22 protein-coding genes are annotated in these 23890 nt (G+C 68.7%); 10 read left to right on the forward strand and 12 right to left on the reverse strand.

The window, feature by feature from the left end; all coding sequences use genetic code 11:
• Positions 1-172: 172 nt before the first annotated feature.
• Together FZ025_RS17695 and purB are read right to left on the reverse strand one after the other, a co-directional pair.
• On the reverse strand, positions 173-1423 hold the full coding sequence (locus FZ025_RS17695) for a ribosomal protein uL16 3-hydroxylase (protein WP_104558112.1): 1251 nt from the start codon (positions 1421-1423) through the stop codon (positions 173-175).
• A 289-nt stretch (positions 1424-1712) separates the two neighbouring features.
• Positions 1713-3080 carry an adenylosuccinate lyase gene (gene purB, locus FZ025_RS17700; RefSeq protein ID WP_104558034.1) on the reverse strand — a complete coding sequence of 456 codons (1368 nt, stop codon included), beginning with the start codon at positions 3078-3080 and terminating at the stop codon, positions 1713-1715.
• Between the two features lie 167 nt (positions 3081-3247).
• On the opposite strand from purB, the gene FZ025_RS17705 reads away from it, so the two are divergent.
• Both FZ025_RS17705 and FZ025_RS17710 read left to right on the forward strand, forming a co-directional pair.
• Positions 3248-4180, forward strand: a complete 933-nt coding sequence (locus FZ025_RS17705; protein WP_104558036.1) for a CAP domain-containing protein — start codon at positions 3248-3250, stop codon at positions 4178-4180.
• A 187-nt stretch (positions 4181-4367) separates the two neighbouring features.
• Entirely contained in the window at positions 4368-5777 is a 1410-nt protein-coding gene (locus FZ025_RS17710; protein ID WP_104558038.1) for a class II fumarate hydratase, read from the forward strand.
• Positions 5778-6220: 443 nt separating this feature from the next.
• On the opposite strand, the gene FZ025_RS17715 is transcribed toward FZ025_RS17710, so the two are convergent.
• The 7 genes from FZ025_RS17715 to FZ025_RS17745 are packed head-to-tail and all read right to left on the reverse strand — an operon-like array spanning position 6221 to position 10664.
• Positions 6221-6661 carry a hypothetical protein gene (locus FZ025_RS17715; RefSeq protein WP_046980361.1) on the reverse strand — a complete coding sequence of 147 codons (441 nt, stop codon included), beginning with the start codon at positions 6659-6661 and terminating at the stop codon, positions 6221-6223.
• 53 nt (positions 6662-6714) lie between these two features.
• Positions 6715-7278, reverse strand: coding sequence for a DUF2884 family protein (locus FZ025_RS17720; RefSeq protein ID WP_046980360.1), 564 nt, complete (start codon positions 7276-7278; stop codon positions 6715-6717).
• Between the two features lie 39 nt (positions 7279-7317).
• Entirely contained in the window at positions 7318-8145 is an 828-nt protein-coding gene (locus FZ025_RS17725) for a DUF4097 family beta strand repeat-containing protein (RefSeq protein ID WP_053057309.1), read from the reverse strand.
• A 59-nt stretch (positions 8146-8204) separates the two neighbouring features.
• Positions 8205-9188, reverse strand: a complete 984-nt coding sequence (locus FZ025_RS17730) for an ABC transporter permease (protein WP_104558040.1) — start codon at positions 9186-9188, stop codon at positions 8205-8207.
• Positions 9185-10066, reverse strand: coding sequence for an ABC transporter ATP-binding protein (locus FZ025_RS17735; protein WP_046980358.1), 882 nt, complete (start codon positions 10064-10066; stop codon positions 9185-9187). The genes FZ025_RS17730 and FZ025_RS17735 overlap by 4 nt, the downstream gene beginning before the upstream one ends.
• A complete protein-coding gene (locus tag FZ025_RS17740; protein ID WP_046980357.1) occupies positions 10063-10425 on the reverse strand; it encodes a GntR family transcriptional regulator in 363 nt (120 codons plus the stop codon). Before FZ025_RS17740 ends, FZ025_RS17735 begins: the two co-directional genes overlap by 4 nt.
• Positions 10426-10427: 2 nt before the next feature.
• Positions 10428-10664, reverse strand: coding sequence for a hypothetical protein (locus tag FZ025_RS17745; protein ID WP_046980356.1), 237 nt, complete (start codon positions 10662-10664; stop codon positions 10428-10430).
• 129 nt (positions 10665-10793) lie between these two features.
• Here FZ025_RS17745 and FZ025_RS17750 point away from each other — a divergent pair, with 129 nt between their 5' ends.
• The 7 genes from FZ025_RS17750 (at position 10794) to FZ025_RS22510 (ending at position 17188) form a co-directional block, all read left to right on the forward strand.
• Positions 10794-11360: a glutathione peroxidase gene (locus tag FZ025_RS17750; protein WP_104558042.1), complete on the forward strand. Its 567-nt coding sequence runs from the start codon at positions 10794-10796 to the stop codon at positions 11358-11360.
• 87 nt (positions 11361-11447) lie between these two features.
• Complete coding sequence (locus FZ025_RS17755) at positions 11448-12404, forward strand: FKBP-type peptidyl-prolyl cis-trans isomerase N-terminal domain-containing protein (RefSeq protein ID WP_104558044.1); 957 nt, start codon at positions 11448-11450, stop codon at positions 12402-12404.
• Between the two features lie 15 nt (positions 12405-12419).
• Positions 12420-13763 carry a UDP-glucose dehydrogenase family protein gene (locus tag FZ025_RS17760; protein WP_104558046.1) on the forward strand — a complete coding sequence of 448 codons (1344 nt, stop codon included), beginning with the start codon at positions 12420-12422 and terminating at the stop codon, positions 13761-13763.
• Positions 13726-13989, forward strand: a complete 264-nt coding sequence (locus FZ025_RS17765; RefSeq protein WP_104558114.1) for a SlyX family protein — start codon at positions 13726-13728, stop codon at positions 13987-13989. Before FZ025_RS17760 ends, FZ025_RS17765 begins: the two co-directional genes overlap by 38 nt.
• Before the next feature lie 26 nt (positions 13990-14015).
• On the forward strand, positions 14016-14810 hold the full coding sequence (locus FZ025_RS17770; RefSeq protein ID WP_104558048.1) for a DUF2058 domain-containing protein: 795 nt from the start codon (positions 14016-14018) through the stop codon (positions 14808-14810).
• A 2-nt stretch (positions 14811-14812) separates the two neighbouring features.
• Positions 14813-16957 (forward strand): acyltransferase family protein, encoded by a 2145-nt coding sequence (locus FZ025_RS17775; RefSeq protein ID WP_046977522.1) that lies wholly within the window; start codon positions 14813-14815, stop codon positions 16955-16957.
• A 9-nt stretch (positions 16958-16966) separates the two neighbouring features.
• A complete protein-coding gene (locus FZ025_RS22510; protein WP_244292398.1) occupies positions 16967-17188 on the forward strand; it encodes a hypothetical protein in 222 nt (73 codons plus the stop codon).
• 297 nt (positions 17189-17485) lie between these two features.
• Here FZ025_RS22510 and metH read toward each other — a convergent pair whose 3' ends face one another.
• The 3 genes from metH to FZ025_RS17795 all read right to left on the reverse strand — a co-directional run bounded on the left by metH (position 17486) and on the right by FZ025_RS17795 (position 22482).
• Positions 17486-20233, reverse strand: coding sequence for a methionine synthase (metH, locus tag FZ025_RS17785; protein ID WP_046977521.1), 2748 nt, complete (start codon positions 20231-20233; stop codon positions 17486-17488).
• Between the two features lie 120 nt (positions 20234-20353).
• Positions 20354-21496: a homocysteine S-methyltransferase family protein gene (locus FZ025_RS17790; RefSeq protein ID WP_046977520.1), complete on the reverse strand. Its 1143-nt coding sequence runs from the start codon at positions 21494-21496 to the stop codon at positions 20354-20356.
• Positions 21493-22482 (reverse strand): ArsR/SmtB family transcription factor, encoded by a 990-nt coding sequence (locus FZ025_RS17795; protein ID WP_046977519.1) that lies wholly within the window; start codon positions 22480-22482, stop codon positions 21493-21495. Before FZ025_RS17795 ends, FZ025_RS17790 begins: the two co-directional genes overlap by 4 nt.
• Before the next feature lie 126 nt (positions 22483-22608).
• Between FZ025_RS17795 and FZ025_RS17800 the strand changes: the two genes are divergently transcribed.
• Complete coding sequence (locus FZ025_RS17800; RefSeq protein WP_046977518.1) at positions 22609-23757, forward strand: acyl-CoA dehydrogenase family protein; 1149 nt, start codon at positions 22609-22611, stop codon at positions 23755-23757.
• The last annotated feature ends 133 nt before the right edge of the window (positions 23758-23890 follow it).

Consider the following 23890-nt stretch of genomic DNA (forward strand, 5'->3'; position numbering starts at 1 on the left):
GTCGCTTTGTGGGTTGGCTTGCGGTTGGAACCGGCGGACGCGTGGCCTGCGCGGGCGTAATCAAGCGAAAAAATTATACTCCCATGAGCCAGCCGCGGTGTGTATTTCGGAGACACAGGGGCGACGCAGGGTTTCATCGATGCGCACGCCGGCTGCGGGCATGGCGGGCGGCTCAGTGCTGTGCGTCGGCATCCTCGTCGCCGTGGTCGGTGTCGTCGTCGGCCTGGTCCAGCGGCTGGTAGACGCCGGCTTCGACCAGGTGCAGCAGGGTTTCGCGGCCGGCGGCGGACAGCGCCGCGTAGGCGCCGGCGTCGATGCGCTCGGCCGCGGCCAGACGCCGCGCGTCCTTCAGCGGCAGGGCGAATTCCAGGCCGCTGCAGAACAGGGTGGCGCCGCGCGTGGCCCGGCGCCAGGCCGGCCGCGCCCAGGGGTGGCGCTGCAGGACCAGGCCCTGTTCCAGCGCCGCGGCCACTTCCTGCGGCGCCGGCGGGTTGCCCGGCGGCAGGATCTCGCCGGCGGCGCGGTAGGTGGTGATGAAGCGGCCGAACCAGGCGCCGAGGCGGTCGGGGTCGTTCATGCGCAGCGCGTTCAGCGCCTCGACCACGCGGCCCATCGCCGCGGCATCGATCTCGTACGGATCGGCCGGCACCTGCAGGTCCGCGTCGTGGTAGCGCAGCGCCTCGTCGGCGCCGTCGATCAGGGTGTCCAGGTAGTCGCCGATCAGTTCGGCCGAGGATGGCGCGCGCGTGCCCACCGAGAAGGTCAGGCAGGCGTCTTCGGCGACGCCGTGGTGCGGCACCAGCGGCGGCAGGTACAGCATGTCGCCGGGGCCGAGCACCCAGTCGTGGGTGGGGCTGAAGCTGCGCAGCAGCTTCAGCTCGACATCCTCGCGGAAGTCGGTCGGCGGCGCCTTGTGGCCCAGCGCCGCGCTGGCGTCGATCTGCCAGCGGCGGTGGCCGTGCGCCTGCAGCAGGAATACGTCGTAATGGTCCACGTGTGCGCCAACCGAACCGCCGGGGGCGGCGAAGCTGACCATCACGTCGTCGACCCGCCAGCGCGGCAGGAAGCGGAACTGCTCGAGCAGGGCGCGGATGTCCGGATCCCACTTGTCCACGTCCTGCACCAGCAGGGTCCAGTCGTGGTCGGGCATGCCGGGGAATTCGCTTTCCTGGAACGGACCGTTGCGCACGCTCCAGCGGTCGCTGGCGCGGTCGTGCACGATCAGCCGCGACAGCGCGGCCTCTTCGCAGGCCAGCCCGGCCAGGTCGCCCGGCTCGATCGGCGAGACGAAGCCGGGGAAGGCGTTGCTGATCAGCAGCGGCCGCTTGTGCCAGTAGTCGCGCAGGAAGCGCGCGGCGGGCATGCCCAGCGGCAGCTGCCCGGTGGCGTCGATGGCGATCGGGAACGAGGCGGGTTTCTTCATGGGCGGGCGGTCCGGCAGGCAGAGGCCGACAACGGCGCCGGCAACGGCCGCCATTGTCGCCCAGCCCGCCGCGCGATGCGTTGTCCCTGCGCGCATGGCTGCCGGCGCGACGATGCGCCGGTGCAGGACCGATGCCGCGAGCCTGCGCCGGGGGTGCGCGTCGGCGCGTCCCTCCGTCTCCAGCGTCTGTCTGCCTTCAACGGCGGCGAACGGGGGTGCGGCGGGAGTCGGAACGGTGGGGATGAGGGGCGGCGCCGCGTCCCCGCGGCGGCGGCCTTCAGGTCGCGCGTCAGATCGCGCGCGCCAGGCGCTCGGCCAGGCCGATGTAGCCGCCCGGGGTCAGCGCGCGCAGGCGTTGCTTGGCGTCCTCGGGCAGTTCCAGGGTCTCGATGAAGGCCTGCATCGAGGCGGCGGTGATGCCCTGGCCGCGGGTCAGCGCCTTCAGCTGCTCGTAGGGGTTGGGCAGGCCGTGGCGGCGCATCACCGTCTGCACCGCTTCGGCCAGCACTTCCCAGGCCGCGTCGAGGTCGGCATCCAGGCGCTCGGGATTGACGGTCAGCTTGCCCAGGCCCTTGCCCAGCGAATCCAGCGCCACCTGGGTGTGGCCGAACGCGGTGCCGAGCGCGCGCAGCACGGTGGAATCGGTCAGGTCGCGCTGCCAGCGGCTGATCGGCAGCTTGGCGCTGAAATGCTCGAACAGGGCGTTGGCGATGCCGAAGTTGCCTTCGGCGTTCTCGAAGTCGATCGGGTTGACCTTGTGCGGCATGGTCGAGGAGCCGACTTCGCCTTCCTTCAGCCTTTGCTTGAAGTAGCCCAGCGAGATGTAGCCCCAGATGTCGCGGGCCAGGTCGATCAGGATGGTGTTGGCGCGACGGCTGGCATCGCCGAGTTCGGCGACGTTGTCGTGCGGCTCGATCTGCGTGGTGTACGGGTTGAACACCAGGCCCAGGCCCTCGACGAAACGTTGCGCGAAGGCGGGCCAGTCCACGTCCGGATAGCTGGCCACGTGCGCGTTGTAGTTGCCGACCGCGCCGTTGATCTTGCCGGTCAGCTCGACCGCGGCGATCTGCCGGCGCTGGCGCTGCAGGCGTGCGACGACGTTGGCGAGCTCCTTGCCCAGGGTGGTCGGCGAGGCGGTCTGGCCGTGGGTGCGCGACAGCATCGGCTGCGCGGCCTGCGCATGCGCCAGTGCGCGCAGCGAGGCGACCACGCCGTCCAGCGTCGGCAGCAGCACCTCGCGCCGCGCCTGTTCCAGCATCAGCCCGTAGCTGAGGTTGTTGATGTCCTCGCTGGTGCAGGCGAAATGCACGAATTCCAGCGCCGGGCCGAGCTCGGCGTCGTCCTTGAGCTGCTCCTTGAGGAAGTACTCCACCGCCTTGACATCGTGGTTGGTGGTGCGCTCGATCTGCTTGACCCGCGCCGCATGCTCGACGCCGAAGCCGTCGGCCAGCGCGCGCAGCCGCTGCGTGGCCGCGGCCGGGAACGGCGCCAGTTCGGTGATGCCGGGTTCGGCGCCCAGCGCCAGCAGCCATTCGATCTCCACCTTCACCCGCGCCTTGATCAGGCCGTATTCGGAGAAGATCGGCCGCAAGGCATCGACCTTGCCGGCGTAGCGGCCGTCGAGCGGGGACAGGGCGAGCAGGGCGGAATCCGACATGGGCAGGGGCAGGGCGGCAACGGTGGGGCGGGTATTCTAGCCGGCCGCGCCGGGCATGCCGCGCGGCGGCACCAGGCTGAACGGCGCGCGCCATGCGTGTGGCGGGCGATAAGCGAACCGCCGCGTACGCTTTTATGGTGTCGCATCCCCGCCGCCGTGGCTTTCCGATGCGCTCGATCCTCGCCTGTCTCGCCGTTGCCGCCACGACCGCCGCAGTGCCGGCGGCGGCACAGGATCCCGGTTTCGGCGCGCAGGCGGCGGCGCTGTACCGGGTGCCGCCGGCGATCGCCGAGTGCCGTGCCGGCGAACTGCAGCCTGCGCAGCGGCGCCGGGTGCTGGCGCTGATCAACGACATCCGCCGCCTGCACGGCCTCGGCGCGGTGGACTACGACGCGGCGGCCGAGGTCGAAGCCACCCAGGCGGCGCTGATCATCGCCGCCAACGGCCGGCTCAGCCATGCGCCGACGCCGGCATCGCGCTGCTACTCCGCGGCCGGCGCCAAGGGCGCGCGCAGCAGCCTGATCTACGGCGGAGTCAGCTCGCCGTACCTGGCGTTCGCCGGCATCGAGCAGATCGTGGTCGACTGGCTGACCGACACCAGCAACGTCAGCGCCGGCGGACTGGGCCACCGCCGCTGGCTGCTGGACCCGTTCCTGCAGCGCGTCGCCTTCGGCATGGTCGCCGGACGCGACGGCGCTGGCTTCAGCAGCGGCGCCGCGCTGCGGTTCGTCCCTGGCGCCAGCGGCACCGCTGCGCGCAGCGCGGACGACTTCGTGGCCTGGCCGATCGGCGACTACCCGCGCCGCTACTACGCCGACGGCGCGCTGCTGTCGTTCAGCGCGCTGCCCGAGCGCACTCGCAAGTTCGCCAACCGCGACGTCGACTACGCCGACGCGCAGGTGCAGGTCGGCGAACGCGGCGGGCGCCGGTTGCAGGTGCGCGGCCTGAGCGACGACCACGAGGGCTTCGGCGTGCCCAATAGCCTGCAGTTCCGGGTGCCGGCGCTGCAGCCGGGCATCGTCTACGAGGTCTCCATCCAGGACGTGCGCGTGCGCGGGGAGCGCCGCGACTACCGCTATTGGTTCCGCATCGCCGACTAACCGCGCGGCGCGATGGCCGGCGCCTCCAGGCATTGCTAACATCCGCTGGCGCACACTGCTGACGCCGGGCGCTGCGCCGCGGATAATGCCTGCGCCAGCCGCAGCTCCGCCAGCCTGCCTTTCCGGACGTCCCGCGCGACAGCGCCGGGTGGATTCCTCACTTTTATGCAGATGCGGAGATTGCGCAATGAGCGACAAATTCAGGGTCGAGCACGACAGCATGGGCGAGTTGCAGGTGCCGGCCGAGGCGCTGTGGGGTGCCCAGACCCAGCGTGCGGTGCAGAACTTCCCGGTGTCCGGACAGTCGATGCCGCGTGGCTTCATCCGCGCGCTGGGCCTGATCAAGGCCGCCGCGGCCGGGGTCAATGCCGAATTGGAACTGCTGCCCAAGGCCGTGGCCAAGGCGGTGCAGGCGGCCGCGCTGGAGGTGGCCGACGGCAAGCACGATGCGCACTTCCCGATCGACATCTACCAGACCGGCTCGGGCACCTCGTCCAACATGAATGCCAACGAGGTCATCGCCACCTTGGCCTCGCGCGCGGCCAAGCCGGGCGTGCCGGCGGTGCACCCGAACGACCACGTCAACCTCGGCCAGAGTTCCAACGACGTGGTGCCGACCGCGATCCGCGTCTCCGCCCAGCTGGCCACCCAGGAACGGCTGCTGCCGGCGCTGAAGCATCTGCGCAAGGTCATCGACAAGCGCGCCAAGAGCCTGGACACGGTGGTCAAGACCGGCCGCACGCACCTGATGGATGCGATGCCGCTGACCTTCGGCCAGGAATTCGGGGCGTGGTCGGCGCAATTGTCCTCGGCGCAGGAACGGCTGCAGGACAGCCTCAAGCGCCTGCGCCGGCTGCCGCTGGGCGGCACCGCGATCGGCACCGGGATCAACGCCGATCCGCGTTTCGGCGGCAAGGTCGCCAAGGCCTTGTCCGCGCTGACCGGCAGCAAGTTCGACAGCGCCGACAACAAGTTCGAAGGCCTGGCCGCGCAGGACGATGCGGTGGAACTGTCCGGCCAGCTCAATGCGCTGGCGGTGGCGCTGATCAAGATCGCCAACGACCTGCGCTGGATGAACGCCGGGCCGCTGGCCGGCCTCGGCGAGATCGAGCTGCCGGCATTGCAGCCGGGCAGCTCGATCATGCCGGGCAAGGTCAATCCGGTGATTCCCGAGGCCACGGTGATGGTCTGCGCGCAGGTCATCGGCCACCACACCGCGATCACCGTGGCCGGACAGACCGGCAACTTCCAGTTGAACGTGGCGCTGCCGCTGATCGCGGCCAATCTGCTGGACTCGATCAACCTGCTGGCCAACGTGTCGCGGCTGCTGGCCGATTCGGCGATCGCCGGGCTGAAGGTGCGCGAGGAGCGGGTGCGCGAGGCGCTGGACCGCAATCCAATCCTGGTCACCGCGCTGAATCCGATCATCGGCTACGAAAAGGCGGCGGCGATCGCCAAGCGCGCCTACAAGGAGAACCGCCCGGTGCTGGAGATCGCGCTGGAGGACAGCGGCCTGGGCGAGGCCGAGCTGCGCAAGCTGCTCGACCCGGCGGCGCTGACCAAGGGCGGCATCCACGCCGGCGCGGGCGGCGGCTGAGGTATGGCCGCATGCGGCGGCGGGTGCCGTGCCATGCGGTTGCTGTGTCGTGTTTGCGAGCGAAGCGAGTGAGCTGCGATGCAGCCGCGGGCTTGCGACGTCATCCGTGAGGGATGATGCAGCAGAGGTTTAGGGTGGTCTCGAACCCGCTCTGACGCCGAAAGGTTGATGGCTGCGCCAATCGGGGTTGATGGCCCAGGGCCTCCGCGGAGCCGCTGGACGAATTTCCCGGCAGGTCGGCCATCAGCCCCGACAGGTTGCGACGCCTGCAACTTCATGGCTTCGCTGGTCGCGGCTGAAGTCGCTCCCGCACAGGAGCGACGGGAATGCCGGCTGGATGCACTGTGGGAGGGGATTCAGCCCCGACAGGATCCGGCGTTGCAGGTCCATCGTCACTGCAGCGGTCGCGACCGATGCCGCTTCTGCGGCAGGCGCCAGCTGCCTCAGCGCCGCTCCGCCTGCAGGTTGCCGAAGCTTTCCTGGTAGGGCTGCAGCGACGGGATGTCGTGCAGCACCGCGTTCTGCAGGGCGCTGATCTCCGGCGTGGTCGTGAAGCCGACCGAGCGCATGTTCGGGTCCGGCGCGGCGGTTTCCAGGGTGCGCTGGCGCTGCATCTGCAGCTGCATGAACAATTGTTGCAACTGGGTACGCTGCGCCTGCGGCAGCGGCAGTTCGATGTCGTCGATGCGCAGGCTGCCGTCGGGGCCGATCGAGGCGTTGGCGGCCGGTGCGCGGCGCAGCATCACGGCCATGCTGTCCACCGCCACGCGCGGCTTGCCGCGCTCCGCGCGCGAGGACGACGCTGCACCGTCGCGCGCGCCGCACGCCGCCAGCAGCAGGCACAGCGCTATCAGGGAAAACCAGGCGGCTAGCGTCTTCTTCATCGGTCGATTCGGAGCAGGAAAGTCCCGGCCATTTTAGGCCGGGTCCGGTGCAATTACTTGACCGATTTGTCGCAGTCGCTGATGTCGCTGGCGTCGAGGCTGGCATAGGGACGGAACGCCGGCAGCCGCTGCGCCAGCGTGTCCTGCGCCTGGCGCAACGTCGCCACCTGCGCGCAGATCTTCAGCGCTTCCTGCTTGAGCTTCCCGGCCTGCGCCTCGATGTGCTCGCCGACGTGGTCGGTGTTGCCGCTGATGACCCCGGCCAGCGCGTCGCCGGCCGCTTTCACGCCCAGCGCGGCGCCTTGCCTGCCGACCTCCAGGCCCTGCATGCCGATCGCGCCGAGTTGCGCGCGGTAGGCCAGCAGCAGCGCGTGTTGCTCGGCGCCGAGCGCGACCTGCTTGCCATCGATCAGCAGGTCGCCGGCACGGGTGATGGTCGCCGGCGGCTGGCCGGACACCTTCAAGGTGATGTCGCCGTTGTCGAAGCTCAGGCTGCGCTTGCCGCCGCTGTCCGCGCTGGTGGTCTTGTCCGCCTGCGGCGTGGAAGGGTGGCAGGCGGCCAGGGCCAACAGGGCGATCAGGGCGATGCCGGCCAACGGCAGGGTACGCTGCTGCATGGGGGTGTCCTCGATCGAAGCGAAGGGGAGCGCCGCGCGTCAGCGCGGCTTGGGCACGTTGACGCTGCCGCGCACGCCGCTGTGGCGGATGTCGCCGCTGCCGACCCGCTCCACATTGAGGTTGCCGCCGACGCCGCTGACTTCCAGGTCGCCGGAGCCGATCGATTGCAGCGCCACGCTGCCGGTGACGTCGTGCAGCTGCGCATCGCCGGAGCCGATGCTGCCGATCTGCACCCCGCCGCGCACGCCGCGCACGGTCAGGTCGCCGGAGCCGACGGTGCCGATCTTGACCTCGCCGCCGACCTGGCTCGCCTTGACGTCGCCAGAACCCAGTGTCGGCAGGCTGAGGCTGCCGATATCGCGCAGTTCGATGTCGCCCGACCCGACCGTGGCGCTGACCGCGCCGCGTACGCCGTGCGCATGCAGGTCGCCGGAGCCGACCGTGGCCTCGAGCGAGGCCACGCCGCCGATGTCGGCATCGCCCGAGCCCAGCCGCAGCTGCAGCGGCAGCGCGCTCGGCACGCTGCCGGCGAGGTCCAGGTAGGCATAGCGGGTGCCCAGGCTGAAGCCGTGGATCGTGCCATCGTGCTGCAGGGTCACGATCAGCGTGTCGCCGTCGCGGCGCTGGCGCACGGTCAGCTCCTTCAGCATGTCCGCATCGGAGGCGCAGGCGCGGCCGCGCAGTTCGAACGCCGCGGCGCTGGCGCCGGCCAGCTTGAGATTGTTCTGCTGCGCGTCGAACACCACTTTCCTGACCCCGGCCAGGTCCAGTTTCAGGTTGCGCGGCTCGGAATGCCTGCATTCGTCGGCCAGGGCCAGGGCCGGTACCAGCAGCAGCGCGCACAGCGCGAGGGTCTTGCGCATCATCGGGAACTCCTTATGGGAAAGAGGGAATCGGAAAAGGGACGGCGATGCGGCGGTGCGGATCAGGCTTCGTCGCGCCAGCGGCGCAGGTAGATCGCCGCGACGATGAAGGCCACGCCGATCGCCGCGCCGATCCAGATGTCGGCGCTCTGGAAGATGCGCCAGGCGTCGCTGAGCTGGATCGCGTTGGCCAGGTCCTGCGCGCCGTCGATCTGCACCGGCGGCGCGCTCTCGTTGAGCACCGGCAGCCAGGTGCCGGGCAGCACGCTCAGCAGGCCGCGGTAGACCACCGTGTACCAGATCAGATTGTGGTTCACATGCAGCATCGGCAGGATGCCCATCATGCTCGCCATCACGCAGCCCAGGATCGGGATCAGCACCGCCCACAGGAACGGCTTGGTCCGCGCCCAGGCCGAGCAGAACATCAGCCAGCCGATGGTCGGCAGCGACCACATCACGTAGATCGGCAGGTTCGACAGCACCCCGCCGATGATGCGCAGCGGATGCGAATGGGTGAACACCGCGCTGCTCTGGGTGACGCCATTGACCGACAGGGTCAGCGCGGTGACCAGCCACAGGCCGATGCCGATCAGCAGGCCGATGCCGATCGCCAGCACCGGCGCCAGCAGCAGCGCCCAGGCGGCCTTGGACAACACCGTGCTCAGGTCCGACAGCGGCAGCGACTTCCAGAACAGCACGCTGCGGTCGCGGCGGTCGTCGTACAGCGCACCCAGCGCGTAGAAGAACACCACGAAGCCCAATACGACGCAGGCCAGGACCACGCCGGCGAGCATGGTGCCGTCGCCGACCGCACCGATCATCTCGTGCAGTTTCTCCGGGCCGCCGTCGATGTTGAAGCTGTCGCCGCGGCCGTTGCCGCGACCGGCCACGGTGCCGATCAGCGCGAGCAGCGCGTACAGCATGGTGATCACGCCGCCGGCGATGACCGGCGCCCACAGGAAGCCGCCGCGGTGTTCCCAGAACTCGCGCTTGAGCAGCCATTTGAAGGTGGACAGCGAAGAGATGGACTTGGCGGGTGCGTTCATGCGTAGGTCCCCTTCATGATGGCAACGAACAGATCGGCCAGGCCGGGAGTGCGGGTTTCGCCGAGCGCGACCAGTTGCGCCTGCGGCACGCCGTCGTACAGGAACACGGTCTTGCCGAACGGCAGGCTGCGTTCGTCGATCGGCTGCAGCGCGCGCGCCGCGTCGATGCGCTCGGCCGGCACCAGCAGTTCGCTGTAGCGCGTGGCCATGTGCTCCATGTCGGCGCTGAGCACGATGCGGCCGTCGCGGATGAACAGCACGTCGGTGAGGATGTGTTCGATCTCCTCGACCTGGTGGGTGGTGATGATGATGGTCTTCTGTTCGTCGAAGTAGTCCTCCAGCAGGCGCTGGTAGAACTCCTTGCGGTACAGGATGTCCAGGCCCAGGGTCGGTTCGTCGAGCACCAGCAGGCGCGCGTCGATGGCCATCACCAGGGCCAGGTGCAGCTGCACGATCATGCCCTTGGACATCTCGCGCACGCGCAGCTTGGGGGTGAGCTTGGTATTGGCCAGGAAGCGCTCGCACTTGGCGCGGTCGAAGCGCGGATGCACCCCGGCGACGAAGTCGATCGCCTCGCGCACCCGCATCCAGCGCGGCAGCACCGCCACGTCGGCGATGAAGCACACCTCGTTCATCAGTGCGTTGCGCTGCTTGCGCGGGTCCATGCCCAGCACGCGCAGTTCGCCTTCGACCGCGGTCAGGCCGAGCACCGCCTTCAGCGCGGTGGTCTTGCCGGCGCCGTTGGGGCCGATCAGGCCGACGATGCGGCCCGGTGCGATCGCGAAGGAGGCATCGGCCAGCGCCGGCGTGTGGTTGTAGGTCTTGCGCAGCGCGCGCGCGGAGACGACGGATTCGGATGCGGCGACAGCGGCAGTCATGGTGTTTTCCCCGGTGGCAACAAGTCTTCCAATGTCAGGCCCAGGCGCTGGATCCGTTCCAGCACCAAAGGCCACTCTTCGTTGAGAAAGCGGTCGCGCTCGCTGCCGCGCAGCTTCTTGGCCGCTTCCTCGGTCATGAACATGCCCAGCCCGCGGCGCTTCTCGACCAGGGCCTCGTCGGCCAGTTCCTGGTAGGCGCGCGAGACGGTGATCGGGTTGAGCTGGTATTCGGCGGCGACCTGGCGCACCGAGGGCAGCGCGTCGCCGGGCTTGATGATGCCGTCCAGCATCATCGCGATCACGCGATCCTTCAGCTGGCGGTAGATCGGAGCGCCATCGCTCCATTGAATATCGCTCATGGTCAGCTCCGTGGGCGCAGCGGATGCGCGAAGGAGAAATAGGGCATCGACAGCGATGCACGCATCCGCCGCACCGGCGCGGGCGCGGCGGGAGGGGCGTGGCTGTCTTCCTGCGGCGCGCTGGCGCCATAATCGGGCGACCGTCCCTGGCTGCCTTGGGCGCCGACCCAACTCCCCGAGAGCAGGGCGCCGACGATGACCAGGGCCGGAAGGCTGCGCTGCATGCGTTGGAGGTTCATCGTTTGCCCTGCTCTGGATGATTGGTGTTGTATTTAACTATAACACCGTCACACGTCATGTCAACACGATGATCGACCCAACGGATGGCCTGGCGCCTCCGCGTTTCCCTTTCTTCTTACGGTGCCCCGATGAAACTATCCAAGCGTTTGTTTTTCCTCGCGATCCTGGCCGCTGCCGGCACCGTCGGCAGTGCCTGGGCGGCCTCGCTGCTGGACCAGGACTACCGTCCGCTGGCCGGCAAGGACAAGGTGAACCTGAACAAGACCTACGGCGGCAAGGTCTTGCTGGTGGTCAATACCGCCAGCAAGTGCGGCTTCACCCCGCAGTACGACGGCCTGGAACAGCTGCAGCAGCACTACGCCGCGCAGGGCTTCAGCGTGCTCGGCTTCCCGTCCAACGACTTCAAGGGCCAGGAGCCCGGATCGGAGAAGCAGATCCAGGAATTCTGCACGCTGACCTACGGGGTCAAGTTCCCGATGTTCGAGAAGGTGCATGTGCTCGGCGCCGAGGCGACGCCGCTGTACAAGCAGTTGACCCAGGCCACCGGCGTGGCGCCGGGCTGGAACTTCCACAAGTATCTGATCGCGCGCGACGGACGCGTGGTCGCGCAGTTCCCCAGCAAGATCGCGCCGGACGATCCGGCCCTGCGTGCGGCCATCGAACGCGAACTGAAAGCGCAGCCGGGATCACATTGAATCCGGGTCGATATCGTTGCCGCGCATGCGACAATGCGGCTTCTGCGCCATCGCGGCGCCTCTAGTTCACTTCCAGGAAAGTAGCGAATGAAGATGGGAATGCGCGGCGTTGCGGCGTCGCTGTTGATGGGGATGGCGGTGGTGGCCGCTGGCGCGTTCGCACAGGCACCGGCGGCGCCGGCGGCGGCCAAGCCGGCGGCACTGGGCAGCGAGAAGCAGAAGGTCAGCTATGCGATCGGCATGGATGTGGCGCGCTCGTTCGAGCCGATTGCCCAGGACATCGATCTGGACGCCATGCAGCGCGCGATCGAGAATGCGTTCAAGGGCGGCAAGCCTTTGCTGTCCGACGAGCAGGCGCAGGCCACCGACAGCGCATTGCGCACGCAGATGGCCGCGCGCAGCGGGCAGACGCTGCCGGGCATGGCGCCGGGCAGTCAGCCGCCGCCGGTATCCAGGCAGAACGTGGGCCTGATGCTCGGCGACCGCGCGGTCGGCCCGTCGCTGGCGCGGATCCAGAACGAGATCGATCTGGCCACCTTGATGGCTGCGGTGCGCACCGTGTTCGCCAAGGGCGACACCGCGATGACCCAGGAGCAGGCGAGCGCCACGCTGCAGGCGTTCAGCGCGTCCAAGCAGGCCGCCGCGGCCACCGAGAACCGCGAGAAGGGCAACGCCTTCCTGGCCCAGAACAAGACCCGGAAGGGCGTGGTCGGCACGCCGTCGGGCCTGCAGTACATGGTGCTGCGCCAGGGCAGCGGCGAGCGGCCGATGCCGACCAGCAAGGTGCGGGTGAACTACGAGGGCAAGCTGCTCAACGGCGAGGTGTTCGACAGCTCGTACAAGACCGGCCAGCCGGCCGAGTTCTTGCTCAGCCAGGTAGTCCCGGGCTGGAGCGAGGGCGTGGCGCTGATGCCGGTCGGTGCCAAATACCGTTTCTGGATTCCGTCGAACCTGGGCTACGGACCGCGGGGCACGCCGGGCGGCCCGATCGGCCCGGATGCCATGTTGACCTTCGACGTGGAACTGCTGGGCATCCTTCAATAACCGAAAGGAGATTACATGCGCGTCGCGATATTCGGCACCGGCTACGTCGGGCTTGTCACCGGAACCTGTCTGGCCGAGGTAGGCCATCACGTGGTATGCGTGGACATCGACCAAGCCAAAGTGGATGGGCTCAACAAGGGCGTGGTCCCGATCTACGAGCCTGGCCTCTCGCCGATGGTCAAGGCCAATCACGCCGCACGCAGGCTGTTCTTCACCACCGATGCGGCCAGCGCCATCGCGCATGGAGATATCGTGTTCATCGCCGTCGGCACGCCGCCGGACGAGGACGGCAGCGCCGATCTGCAGTACGTGCTGGCGGTGGCCCGCACCATCGGCCAGCACATCCACGGCCCGACCGTGGTGGTCAACAAGTCGACGGTGCCGGTCGGGACCGCCGACAAGGTGCGTGCGGCGATCGCCGCCGAGCTGGACAAGCGCGGCGAGACCATCGAGTTCGACGTGGTGTCCAATCCGGAATTCCTGAAGGAAGGCGACGCGGTCGCCGACTGCATGCGTCCGGACCGCATCGTGATCGGCAGCAGCAAGCCGGGCACCGCCGCGCGCCTGCGCCGGCTGTACGCGCCGTTCAACCGCAACCACGACCGCATCGTGGAGATGGACGTGCGTTCGGCCGAACTGACCAAGTACGCGGCCAACGCGATGCTGGCGACCAAGATCAGTTTCATGAACGAGATCGCCAACATCGCCGAGCGGGTCGGCGCCGACGTGGAGAAGGTGCGCCAGGGCATCGGCTCGGATCCGCGCATCGGCTGGCACTTCATCTATCCGGGCGCCGGTTACGGCGGCTCGTGCTTCCCCAAGGACGTGCAGGCGCTGGCGCGCACCGCGCAGCAGTACGGCCACGAGGCCAAGCTGCTGGATGCGGTGGAAGCGGTCAACGAGGCGCAGAAGGGCCACCTGTACGCGCTGATCCAGCGCCACTACGGCGGCGCCAGCGTGGCCGGCAAGACCTTCGCGGTGTGGGGCCTGGCGTTCAAGCCCAATACCGACGACATGCGCGCCGCGTCCAGCCGCCGTTTGCTGGCGCAGCTGTGGGAGGCCGGGGCGACGGTGCGTGCCTACGATCCGGAAGCCACCGAGGAAGCCAGGCGCATCTTCGGCGAACGCGACGACCTGAGCTTCTGCGAGGATGCCTTCGCGGCGCTGGAAGGCGCCGATGCGCTGGTCGTGGTCACCGAATGGAAGCAGTTCCGCAGCCCGGATTTCACCCGGATCAAGGAACTGCTCGGCGACGCGGTGGTGTTCGACGGCCGCAATCTCTACGATCCCCAGGAAATCGAGACCTTCGGCCTGGCTTACTATGGCATCGGCCGCGGGCGTTCGATCAGTGAAGCATGACTTCTCCACCCAGGATCGATTGCTGGAGAACCGGTTGATCGAGCTGGAGACGCGCCTGTCCTTCCAGGAACAGGCGCTGTCCGAGGTGAGCGATGCGTTGGCCGAGGCGCGCGCCGAAAGCCAGCGCAATGCCGTGCTGCTGCGCCACCTGCTCGAAGACCTGGGCAAGGTGCGCAGCACGCTGTATGCCGATCCGGCCGACGAACCGCCCCCTCCGCATTATTGATATAGAACTGATCCGATCCTGCCACGATGAGCGATACCCTCCGCGACCAGCTGCTGGGCCTGGGCTTCAAGCCTGTGCCGAAACCCGAACACCCAGAGCGCAACGCCACGCCCGCGCAGCCAGCGCGGGGGCGGCCCGGCCAGCCTCCGGCGCATGGCCACAAGCCGGCGGGCGCAGGTGGCGAACGCCGGCCCGCCGCTGGCGCAGCCGCCGCCAAGCCCGCTGGCGGCCGCGCGCATGACGGCGCCGGCCGTCCGCGTGGCATAGGCGACGGCGCCGGCCGTCCGCACGCGACAGGCGATCGCCGTGGTCGTCCGCAGGGCGCGGGCAGGCCGCAGGGCGCGCCTGGCCAGCAGCCGGCACGGCCGCAGTCGGCGCGGCCGCCGCGCACGCGCGAGGACATCGATCTGGCCAAGGCCTATGCGATCCGTGCGCAGCGCGAGAAGGACGAGCGCATCGAGGCCGAGCGACTGAAGCAGGAGCAGGCGCGGCTGCGCCGCGAGGCGCGGGCCAAGCTCGACGAACTGCTCAAGGACCAGACGCTGAATCACGCCGAGGCCGACATCGCCCGCCATTTCCCCTATGGCGGCAAGATCAAGCGCATCTACGTCACCGCCGAGCAGCTCAAGGCGCTCAACGCCGGCGAGCTGGGCGTGCTGCAGCAGAACGGCCGCTACCTGCTGGTCACGGCGGCTTTGCTGGATCAGGCCGAGGCGATCTTCCCGGCGTCGGTGGCGCTGCGGGTGGACCCGAACGCCACGGCCGAAGAAGATCCCTACGCCGATCCGAAGTACCAGATCCCCGACGACCTGGTCTGGTAAGCATGGCTTTCCCAGGGATGGGGACAGCAGGGACCGAGCGCCTGCACACGCCATCGCCCGCGCACGCGGCGGGCGGCTATCTGCCGTATATCGACGGACTGCGCGCGCTCGCGGTGCTGGCGGTCATCGCCTATCACCTGGATCCGGCCTGGTTGCCGGGCGGCTTTACCGGCGTCGACGTGTTCTTCGTGATCTCCGGCTTCGTGGTCAGCGCCTCGCTGCAGCGTTTGCCGGCGGCTGGCAGTTGGGGCGTGTTCGCGCAGTTCTACGCGCGGCGCATGCGCCGCATCGCGCCGGCGCTGCTGGCCTGCCTGCTGGCGACCGCGCTGGCCAGCGGCCTGTTCATTCCCGACTCCTGGTTGAGCGAGACCAGCGCCAAGACCGGGCGCATGGCTTTCGTCGGCCTCAGCAACTGGGTGCTGGCCGCCACCGGCAACGATTATTTCTCGCCGAAGGCCGAGTTCAATCCGTACACGCATACCTGGTCGCTGGGCGTGGAAGAGCAGTTCTACCTGCTGTTCCCATTGCTGTTGCTGGCCTGGAACCGCGGCGGCCGCGGCCGCGTGTGGTCGATGCTGCTGGTGGCGCTGGCGTCGGTGGCATCGCTGGCCTACGCATTCGTGCGCAGTCGCGGCGGCGGCGAGGCCGGCGATGCGTTCTACCTGACCACCGCGCGCTTCTGGCAACTGGGCAGTGGCGTGCTGCTATACCAGGGCCTGGCGCTGAGCGGGCGCTTCGACGCCGTTGCCGTGGCGGCACCGCGTGCGGGCTGGAACTGGCGCTCGCCGCTGCTGGCGTTGGCGTTGGCCGCGGTCGGCTACGGGCTGTGGCGCGCGCGGCCGGGCCATTCGCCGTGGCCCGACGGCCTGTGGCCGGTGCTGGGCACGCTGGGCCTGCTGGCCTTGCTGCACGGCGCGCCCGCCGGCTGGATCAGGCGGGCGTTGTCGCAGCGCGCGGTGGTGGCGATCGGCCATGTCTCCTATTCGCTGTACCTGTGGCATTGGCCGGTGTTCGTGTTGTTCCGCTGGACCGTGGGCCTGCAGTCGGCGCTGGCCAAAGCGCTGGCGCTGCTGCTGGTGGCGGCATTGGCGATCGCGTCGTACCGCTGGGTGGAACTGCCGTGGCGCAGCGGCCGCATCGGCAGGATGCGCACCCCGGCGCGGACCATCGCCGCCGGCGTGGGCGTGATCGTGCTCGCCGCCGGCGTGCATGCGCTGCTGCTGGACACGCAGCGCTACTACTCGCTGAGCACGGTGAGCCGGCATCCGCTGGACTGGTATGCCTATGCCAAGGGCATGCGCAAGGAGTTCCCGCACTGCGCGCTGAAGACCGGACGGGCGCCGCTGCAGGTCGGCAGCGCCAAGCTGTTCGAGCGCGGCGATTGCGACCTGCATAACCGCGATGGCGGGCAACTGTTCGTCGCTGGCGATTCGCATGCATTGGCCTACAACGAACTGCTGCGCCGCTTCGCGTTGCGCAGCGGCGTCGCGGTGCGCCTGTACGCCGTCGGCGGCTGTCCCATCGTCGGCCTGCAGGCCTGGCAGGCGACGCACGCCGGTTGCCAGGCCTACGAGCGCAGCACTCTGGCCGACGTGCAAGCGCATGCGCGCGACGGCGATGTGCTGTTCCTGCCCGCGCTGCGCTTGCTGCGCCTGGCCGAGCAGACGCAGCTGTTCGACGAGGCGGCGGTGATGGCCGAGCAGGGCGGTGCACAGGCGCAGGCGGTACGCGCCGCCGGCGAGGACGCGGCGGTCGCGCTGCTGCAGCCGCTGGCGCAGCGCGGCGTGCGCATCGTGTTCGAAGCGCCGAAGCCGCTGCTGCGCGCGCCGCCGTACCGCTGTTCGGACTGGTTCAACCGCGGCAATGCGATCTGCGCGCGCGGCACGCAGATCCCGCGCGATACGATGGAAGGCTACCGTGCGCCGGTGCTGCAGAGCCTGCAGCGCATCGCCGCGCGGCTGCCGCATGCCTCGGTCTGGGATCCATTGCCGGTGCTGTGCGAGCCGCAGCGTTGCGCCGGCATGCGCGACGGGCGCCCGCTGTTCTTCGATGCCGACCACCTCAGCGGCTACGGCAATCGGCTGCTGTTGCCGAGCTTCACTGCGCACTTCAAGGCGGTGCAGGCAGAATCGGGTGCGACGCCGTGAACGGCGGCGTTGCCCAGCCTCGCGCAGGTAGTCCATCTCGGTGTCGGCGCCGGCCCGGATCTGGAGGGCGGGCGCAATCTCGCGCTGTACGCCAACCTCTGCGACAGCGACGACGGCCACGGCTGGACCGTGTCGCCGAGCGATACCTTCTATGCGCAGGGCGACTTCAGCGCCTCTATGCCGAAGCCGGCGGCGGCGAGGACGAGATGCGCGCGCTCGGGACCGGCTTGACCTGGCTGATCGCGCAGCGCGTGCAACTGGATCTGTCGGTGCTGCGTGGGTTGTCCGCATCGACGTCGGATTGGCAGGGCGGGACCGGCGTATCGGTGCTGTTGCGCTGAGCGCTGCAAGCCCCTCTCCCCTCGGGAGAGGGGTTGGGGTGAGGGTCCGGCGCGAAGCGTCTCGCTGGGTTTGGGTGCGCGAGGCTTCGCCCATACCCTCATCCGGCCCTGCGGGCCACCTTCTCCCGGTGGGAGAAGGAACAGCCGTGGCGTGCGTCCCAATGAGGGAGGGAAGTTGCTACGCCCCTCACTCCGGGTCGTAGTCCAGGTTCGAGGCCAGCCAACGCTCGGCCTGCAGCAGCGGCACGCCCTTGCGCCGCGCATAGTCGGCGACCTGTTCCCTGCCCAGGCGCCCGACCACGAAATACTGGCTCTGCGGGTGACTGAAGTAATAGCCGGACACCGCCGCGGTCGGCAGCATCGCGAAGCTTTCGGTCAGCGCCATGCCGGCGTTGCGTTCGGCGTCGAGTAGCGCGAACAGGGTCTTCTTCTCGCTGTGCTCGGGGCAGGCCGGATAACCGGGGGCAGGGCGGATGCCGCGGTACTTCTCGGCGATCAGCGCCTCGTTGTCCAGCGCCTCGGCGTCGGCATAGCCCCAGAATTCGCGGCGCACGCGCTGGTGCAGGCGCTCGGCCAGGGCCTCGGCCAGGCGATCGGCCAGCGCCTTGAGCAGGATCGCGTTGTAGTCGTCGTGCGCGGCCTCGAAGCGCGCCACGTGCGGCTCGATGCCGATGCCGGCGGTGACCGCGAACGCCCCGATCCAGTCCTGCTTGCCGCTGTCCTTGGGCGCGATGAAATCGGCCAGGCAGAAATCGGGCCGCTCGACGGGTTTGTCGACTTGTTGGCGCAGGAAATGCAGGGAATGGGGAATGGAGAATCGGGAATGGTCAGGAGCCGAAGCATGGCTTTCCGATTCCCCATTCCCGGTTCCCGATTCCCGGTCCGTCAGGACCTCAACATCGTCGCCCACGCTATTCGCCGGCCATAGCCCGAACACCGCCTTGGCGATCAGCCACTTCTCGGCGACGATGCGCTTGAGCATCGCGCGCGCGTCGCGGTACAGCTCGCTGGCCTGGCTGCCGACCACCGCGTCGCTGAGGATCGCCGGGAACTTGCCAGCCAGTTCCCAGGCCTGGAAGAACGGGGTCCAGTCGATCAGTTCGATCAGTTCGGGCAGCGGGTAGTCGTCGAACACGTGCAGGCCCGGCTGCTTCGGCGCCGGCGGGGTGTAGGCGTCCCAACCGCCGTCGAAGCGCTGCGCGCGCGCCTTTTCCAGCGACACCAGGCGCTTGGCGTCGCCGCGGTTCCTGTGGCGCTGGCGGATCTCGGCGTAGTCGGCGTCGTTGGCGGCGACGAAGGCGGCGCGCAGGTCCTTGGAGATCAGCGACTGGGCCACGCCGACCGCGCGCGAGGCGTCCTTGACCCACACCGTCGGCGCCGCGTAATGCGGGTCGATCTTCAGCGCGGTATGCGCGCGCGAGGTGGTGGCGCCGCCGATCAGCAGCGGCATCGAGAAACCCTGCCGCTGCATTTCGCGGGCGACGTGGCTCATCTCCTCCAGCGATGGGGTGATCAGCCCGGACAGGCCGATGATGTCGGCGTTCTCGGCGCGCGCGCGGTCGAGGATGGTCTGGGTCGGCACCATCACCCCCAGATCGATCACGTCGAAGTTGTTGCAGGCCAGGACCACGCCGACGATGTTCTTGCCGATGTCGTGCACGTCGCCCTTGACCGTGGCCATGATGATCTTGCCGTTGGACTTGCCGGTGTCGCCGCTGCGCAGCTTTTCCGCCTCGATGTACGGCAGCAGGTAGGCCACCGCCTTCTTCATCACCCGCGCCGACTTCACCACCTGCGGCAGGAACATCTTGCCGGCGCCGAACAGGTCGCCGACCACGTTCATGCCGTCCATCAGCGGGCCTTCGATCACGTCCAGCGGACGCGTGGACAGCTGCCGCGCTTCTTCGGTGTCCAGTTCCACATAGGCGTCCACGCCGTGCACCAGCGCGTGCGCCAGCCGCGCGCGCACCGGCTTTTCGCGCCAGGCCAGGTCTTCGACGCTGCTCTGGCCCTTCTTGCCCTTGTAGCGCTCGGCGATCTCCAGCAGGCGCTCGGTGCCGTCGCGGCGGCGGTTGAGGATCACGTCCTCCACGCGCTCGCGCAGGTCCGGGTCCAGGTCGTCGTAGATCGGCATGCCGCCGGCGTTGACGATGCCCATGTCCATGCCCGCGGCGATCGCGTGGTACAGGAACACCGAGTGGATCGCCTGGCGCACGGTCTCGTTGCCGCGGAACGAGAACGACACGTTGGACACGCCGCCGGACACATGGCAATGCGGCAGGGTCTTGCGGATGATGCGGGTGGCCTCGATGAAGTCCACCGCGTAGTTGTCGTGCTCCTCGATGCCGGTGGCCACGGCGAAGATGTTCGGGTCGAAGATGATGTCTTCCGGCGGGAAACCGACCTGCTCGGTCAGGACCTTGTAGGCGCGGCTGCAGATCTCGACCTTGCGCGCGCAGGTGTCGGCCTGGCCCTGCTCGTCGAACGCCATCACCACCGCGGCGGCGCCGTAACGCAGCACCTTGCGCGCGTGCTCGACGAACACCGCTTCGCCTTCCTTCAGCGAGATCGAGTTGACCACGCTCTTGCCCTGCAGGCACTTCAGCCCGGCCTCGATCACGCTCCACTTGGAGGAATCGACCATGATCGGGATGCGCGCGATGTCCGGCTCGGACATGATCAGGTTGAGAAAGCGGGTCATCGCCTTCTCCGAATCGATCAGGCCCTCGTCCATGTTGACGTCGAGGATCTGCGCGCCGCTGGCGACCTGCTGGCGCGCCACCTCCACCGCTTCCTCGTAGCGTTCTTCCTTGACCAGCTTGCGGAACTGCGCGCTGCCGGTGACGTTGGTGCGTTCGCCGACGTTGACGAACAGCAGGTCCGGGGTCAGCAGCAGCGGCTCCAGGCCGGACAGGCGGGTAATGCGGACGGACATGGGGTTCAGCCTTCCAGAAGCGTTGCCGTGGCTGCGCAGGCGCGGCCGGCGGGCGCAGCGCACGCCGCGCGACGCGCCTGCAGTGCCAGAGCGTAAAGCGGCCGCGGATGTACGCGCATCTCAGGCCGCCTGCGCCTGCGCCGCCAGCGGCGTGCGCGGACGCAAGCCGCGCACCGCCTCGGCGATCGCCTGGATGTGCGCCGGAGTGGTGCCACAGCAGCCGCCGACCAGGTTCAGCAGGCCGGATTCGGCGAACTCCTTCAGCGTCGCCGCCATTTCCTCCGGGGTCTCGTCGTATTCGCCGAAGGCGTTGGGCAGGCCGGCGTTGGGATGCGCGCTGACGTAGCCGTCGGCGATGCGCGCCAGGGTCTCCACATGCGGGCGCAGGTCGCTGGCGCCGAGCGCGCAGTTCAGCCCCACCGACAGCGGCCGGCCGTGCGCGACCGAGGCGTAGAACGCCTCGGCGGTCTGCCCGGACAGGGTGCGCCCGGAGGCGTCGGTGATGGTGCCGGAGATCATCACCGGCAGGCGCCCGCCGCGCGCGTCGAACACTTCCTCGATCGCGTACAGCGCCGCCTTGGCGTTGAGCGTGTCGAAGATGGTTTCCACCATCAGCGTGTCGGCGCCGCCGTCGATCAGGCCTTCGACCGCTTCGCGGTAGGTGCCGCGCAGCTCGTCGAAGCTGGTGTTGCGGAAGCCGGGATCGTTGACGTCGGGGCTGATCGAGGCGGTGCGGCTGGTCGGGCCGAGCACGCCGATCACGAAGCGCGGCTGGTCTGGCCCGCCTTCACGTAATTGCTGCGCTTCGACCGCGTCGCAGCAGTCGCGCGCGACCCGCGCGCCGGCCTTGTTGAGTTCGTAGACCAGGTGTTGCAGATGGTAGTCGGCCTGGCTGATCGAGGTGGCGTTGAAGGTGTTGGTTTCGAGCAGGTCGGCGCCGGCGTCGAGGTAGGCGCGGTGGATGCCGGCGATCACTTCCGGCCGCGACAGCAGCAGCAGGTCGTTGTTGCCCTTCAGGTCGTGGCCCTGCGGGGCGTGGTCGCAGCCGGGGCCGTGCACGTGCCCGGCATGCGCGCTGTCGTAGCCGGCGGCGAAGCGCTCGCCGCGGTAGTCGGCCTCCTGCAGATCGTGGCGCTGGATCATGGTGCCCATCGCGCCGTCGATGATCAGGATGCGTTCGGACAGCGCCTGCAGCAGTTTTTGCGCGCGCTGCGGATGCAGCCAGGGAAGCTGGGACTGAGGAGACACGGAGGAGGTGCTCATGCGGTTGCTCCTGCTTTTGCATTTGCCTTTGCGATTCCCGAATCCCCATTCCCGATTCCCGGCTTCACCGCAATCAACGACACCACCTCGAAATGCGGCGGGCGCTTCTCGCGGGTCACGGTTTCCAGGCTGGACACGTCCAGCCCGGCCTTGTGCACGAACTTGCGCAGTTCCTTGGAAGAGAAGCCCAGGTTGACGTGGCCGTAGGCCTGCACCGCGGCCTTGTGCTCGTGGCGGGCCAGGCTGCACAGCAGCAGGCGTCCGCCGGGGCGCAGCACCCGCGCCGATTCGGCCACCGCCTGCGCCGGCTTGGCCGCATAGGTCAGCGCATGCATCATCACCACCAGGTCGAAACTGGCGTCGGCGAACGGCAGCGTGTGCATGTCGCCTTCGCGCACTTCCACGTTGCCCAGCCGGCGCAGGCGCTCGCTGGCCGCGGCCACCACCCGCGCGCTGGTGTCGATGCACACGTAGCGGCGCGCATGCGGGGCGACCAGTTCGGCCAGCACGCCGTCGCCGGAGGCGATGTCGAGCACGTCGCCGGTCTCCAGCAGCGGCAGCGCGGTGCGTGCCAGCGCTTCCCAGGTACGCCCGGGCGAATAGTGGCGTTCCATGTCGCCGGCCACCGAATCGGCCCAGTTCTGGTCGGCGGCGCGGTTGGCCAGCACCGCGGCCACGCGCTCGGCGTCCTGGCGCAGCAGCGGATCGTCGCTGCCGGTGCTCAGCGCCAGCCACAGCGCACGCTGCGCCGGGTCCAGTGGCGCCTCGTCGAAGCGGTAGTAGGCCGACACGCCGGCGCGGCGGTCGCGCACCAGCCCGGCCTCCTTGAGCTTGGCCAGGTGGGTGGACACGCGCGGCTGCGCCAGCCGGGTGATCGCCGACAGCTCGGCCACGGTCAGCTCCTCCTGCTCCAGCAGCGCCAGCAGGCGCACGCGGGTCGCATCGGCGAACACCTTCAGCCGGGTCGACCAGTCCTCCAGATCCATAATATCTTCCTATCGCGATATAGAGATATTCTGGTGCCGCGGGCGGACCGGGTCAAGTCGCGCACACGCCTGCGTATGGTTTGGGTGGCTACAATGGCGCACCAGACAGCCCGGGAGGGGTTCTACGTGGATTTCAGCTTTACTGAAGAGCAATTGATGATCCAGGACGTGGCGCGACGCATCGCCAAGGAACGGATCGCCCCGAGCGCCGAGCACCACGACCGCACCGGCGAGTTTCCGCTGGAGAACATCCGCCTGCTCGGCGAGAACGGATTGATGGGCATCGAGGTGCCGGAAGAATACGGCGGCGCCGGCATGGACCCGATCGCCTACGTGCTGGCGATGGTCGAGATCGCCGCCGGCGACGCCGCCCACTCCACCATCGTCTCGGTCAACAACTCGCTGTTCTGCGCCGGCATCCTGAAGAACGGCAACGAGGCGCAGAAGCAGAAGTACGTGCGCGCGATCGCCGACGGCAGCCACATCGGCGCGTTCGCGCTGACCGAGCCGCAATCCGGTTCCGACGCCACCGCGATGCGTTGCCGGGCGGTGCGCCAGGACGACGGCAGCTTCGTGATCAACGGCAAGAAGAGCTGGATCACCTCCGGCCCGGTCGCCAAGTACATCGTGCTGTACGCGCTGAGCGAGCCGGAGCAGGGCGCACGCGGCATCACCGCGTTCATGGTCGACACCGACAAGCCCGGCTTCCACCGCGGCAAGACCGAGCCCAAGCTCGGCATCCGTGCCTCGGCCACCTGCGAGATCGAGTTCCAGGACTACGTGGCGACCCCGGACGAGATCCTGGGCGCGCCGGGCGAGGGTTTCAAGATCGCGATGAGCGTGCTCGACGCCGGCCGCATCGGCATCGCCTCGCAGGCGATCGGCATCGCCCGCGCCGCCTACCAGGCCACCCTGGACTACGTGAAGGAGCGCAAGGCGTTCGGCTCGCCGATCGGCGCGTTCCAGATGACCCAGTCCAAGATCGCCGACATGAAGTGCAAGCTCGACGCCTCGCTGCTGCTGACGCTGCGCGCGGCGTGGCTGAAGGGGCAGGGCAAGCGCTTCACCACCGAGGCCTCGGTGGCCAAGCTGACCGCCTCCGAGGCGGCGATGTGGATCACCCACCAGGCGGTGCAGATCCACGGCGGCATGGGCTATTCCAAGGAAATGCCGCTGGAGCGCTACTTCCGCGATGCAAAGATCACCGAGATCTACGAAGGCACCTCGGAGATCCAGCGCCTGGTGATCGCGCGCAACGAGACGGGGTTGCGCTGAAGAGCTGGGAATAGGGAATCGGGAATAGGACCGGTACTGCGACAGGCATTGCTGGAACCGAAAAACGCAAAAAAGCGGCCGTTAAGGCCGCTTTTTTGTTTGCATCTGGAGCTTGCGGTCTTCGGGGATTCGG

The organism is Xanthomonas hyacinthi, from assembly GCF_009769165.1.
Classification (GTDB): domain Bacteria; phylum Pseudomonadota; class Gammaproteobacteria; order Xanthomonadales; family Xanthomonadaceae; genus Xanthomonas_A; species Xanthomonas_A hyacinthi.

Excerpts from the sequence above, each read along its gene's own strand:
- FZ025_RS17735 (WP_046980358.1), bottom strand. The coding sequence starts at position 10,066 with ATGACTGCCGCTGTCGCCGCATCCGAATCCGTCGTCTCCGCGCGCGCG.
- FZ025_RS17760 (WP_104558046.1), top strand. The coding sequence starts at position 12,420 with ATGCGCGTCGCGATATTCGGCACCGGCTACGTCGGGCTTGTCACCGGA.
- metH (WP_046977521.1), bottom strand. The coding sequence starts at position 20,233 with ATGTCCGTCCGCATTACCCGCCTGTCCGGCCTGGAGCCGCTGCTGCTG.
- FZ025_RS17710 (WP_104558038.1), top strand. The coding sequence starts at position 4,368 with ATGAGCGACAAATTCAGGGTCGAGCACGACAGCATGGGCGAGTTGCAG.
- FZ025_RS17765 (WP_104558114.1), top strand. The coding sequence starts at position 13,726 with ATGGCATCGGCCGCGGGCGTTCGATCAGTGAAGCATGACTTCTCCACC.
- FZ025_RS17715 (WP_046980361.1), bottom strand. The coding sequence starts at position 6,661 with ATGAAGAAGACGCTAGCCGCCTGGTTTTCCCTGATAGCGCTGTGCCTG.
- FZ025_RS17730 (WP_104558040.1), bottom strand. The coding sequence starts at position 9,188 with ATGAACGCACCCGCCAAGTCCATCTCTTCGCTGTCCACCTTCAAATGG.
- purB (WP_104558034.1), bottom strand. The coding sequence starts at position 3,080 with ATGTCGGATTCCGCCCTGCTCGCCCTGTCCCCGCTCGACGGCCGCTAC.
- FZ025_RS17750 (WP_104558042.1), top strand. The coding sequence starts at position 10,794 with ATGAAACTATCCAAGCGTTTGTTTTTCCTCGCGATCCTGGCCGCTGCC.
- FZ025_RS17775 (WP_046977522.1), top strand. The coding sequence starts at position 14,813 with ATGGCTTTCCCAGGGATGGGGACAGCAGGGACCGAGCGCCTGCACACG.
- FZ025_RS17755 (WP_104558044.1), top strand. The coding sequence starts at position 11,448 with ATGAAGATGGGAATGCGCGGCGTTGCGGCGTCGCTGTTGATGGGGATG.
- FZ025_RS17725 (WP_053057309.1), bottom strand. The coding sequence starts at position 8,145 with ATGATGCGCAAGACCCTCGCGCTGTGCGCGCTGCTGCTGGTACCGGCC.
- FZ025_RS17770 (WP_104558048.1), top strand. The coding sequence starts at position 14,016 with ATGAGCGATACCCTCCGCGACCAGCTGCTGGGCCTGGGCTTCAAGCCT.
- FZ025_RS17695 (WP_104558112.1), bottom strand. The coding sequence starts at position 1,423 with ATGAAGAAACCCGCCTCGTTCCCGATCGCCATCGACGCCACCGGGCAG.
- FZ025_RS17745 (WP_046980356.1), bottom strand. The coding sequence starts at position 10,664 with ATGAACCTCCAACGCATGCAGCGCAGCCTTCCGGCCCTGGTCATCGTC.
- FZ025_RS17795 (WP_046977519.1), bottom strand. The coding sequence starts at position 22,482 with ATGGATCTGGAGGACTGGTCGACCCGGCTGAAGGTGTTCGCCGATGCG.
- FZ025_RS17790 (WP_046977520.1), bottom strand. The coding sequence starts at position 21,496 with ATGAGCACCTCCTCCGTGTCTCCTCAGTCCCAGCTTCCCTGGCTGCAT.
- FZ025_RS17705 (WP_104558036.1), top strand. The coding sequence starts at position 3,248 with ATGCGCTCGATCCTCGCCTGTCTCGCCGTTGCCGCCACGACCGCCGCA.
- FZ025_RS17720 (WP_046980360.1), bottom strand. The coding sequence starts at position 7,278 with ATGCAGCAGCGTACCCTGCCGTTGGCCGGCATCGCCCTGATCGCCCTG.
- FZ025_RS17740 (WP_046980357.1), bottom strand. The coding sequence starts at position 10,425 with ATGAGCGATATTCAATGGAGCGATGGCGCTCCGATCTACCGCCAGCTG.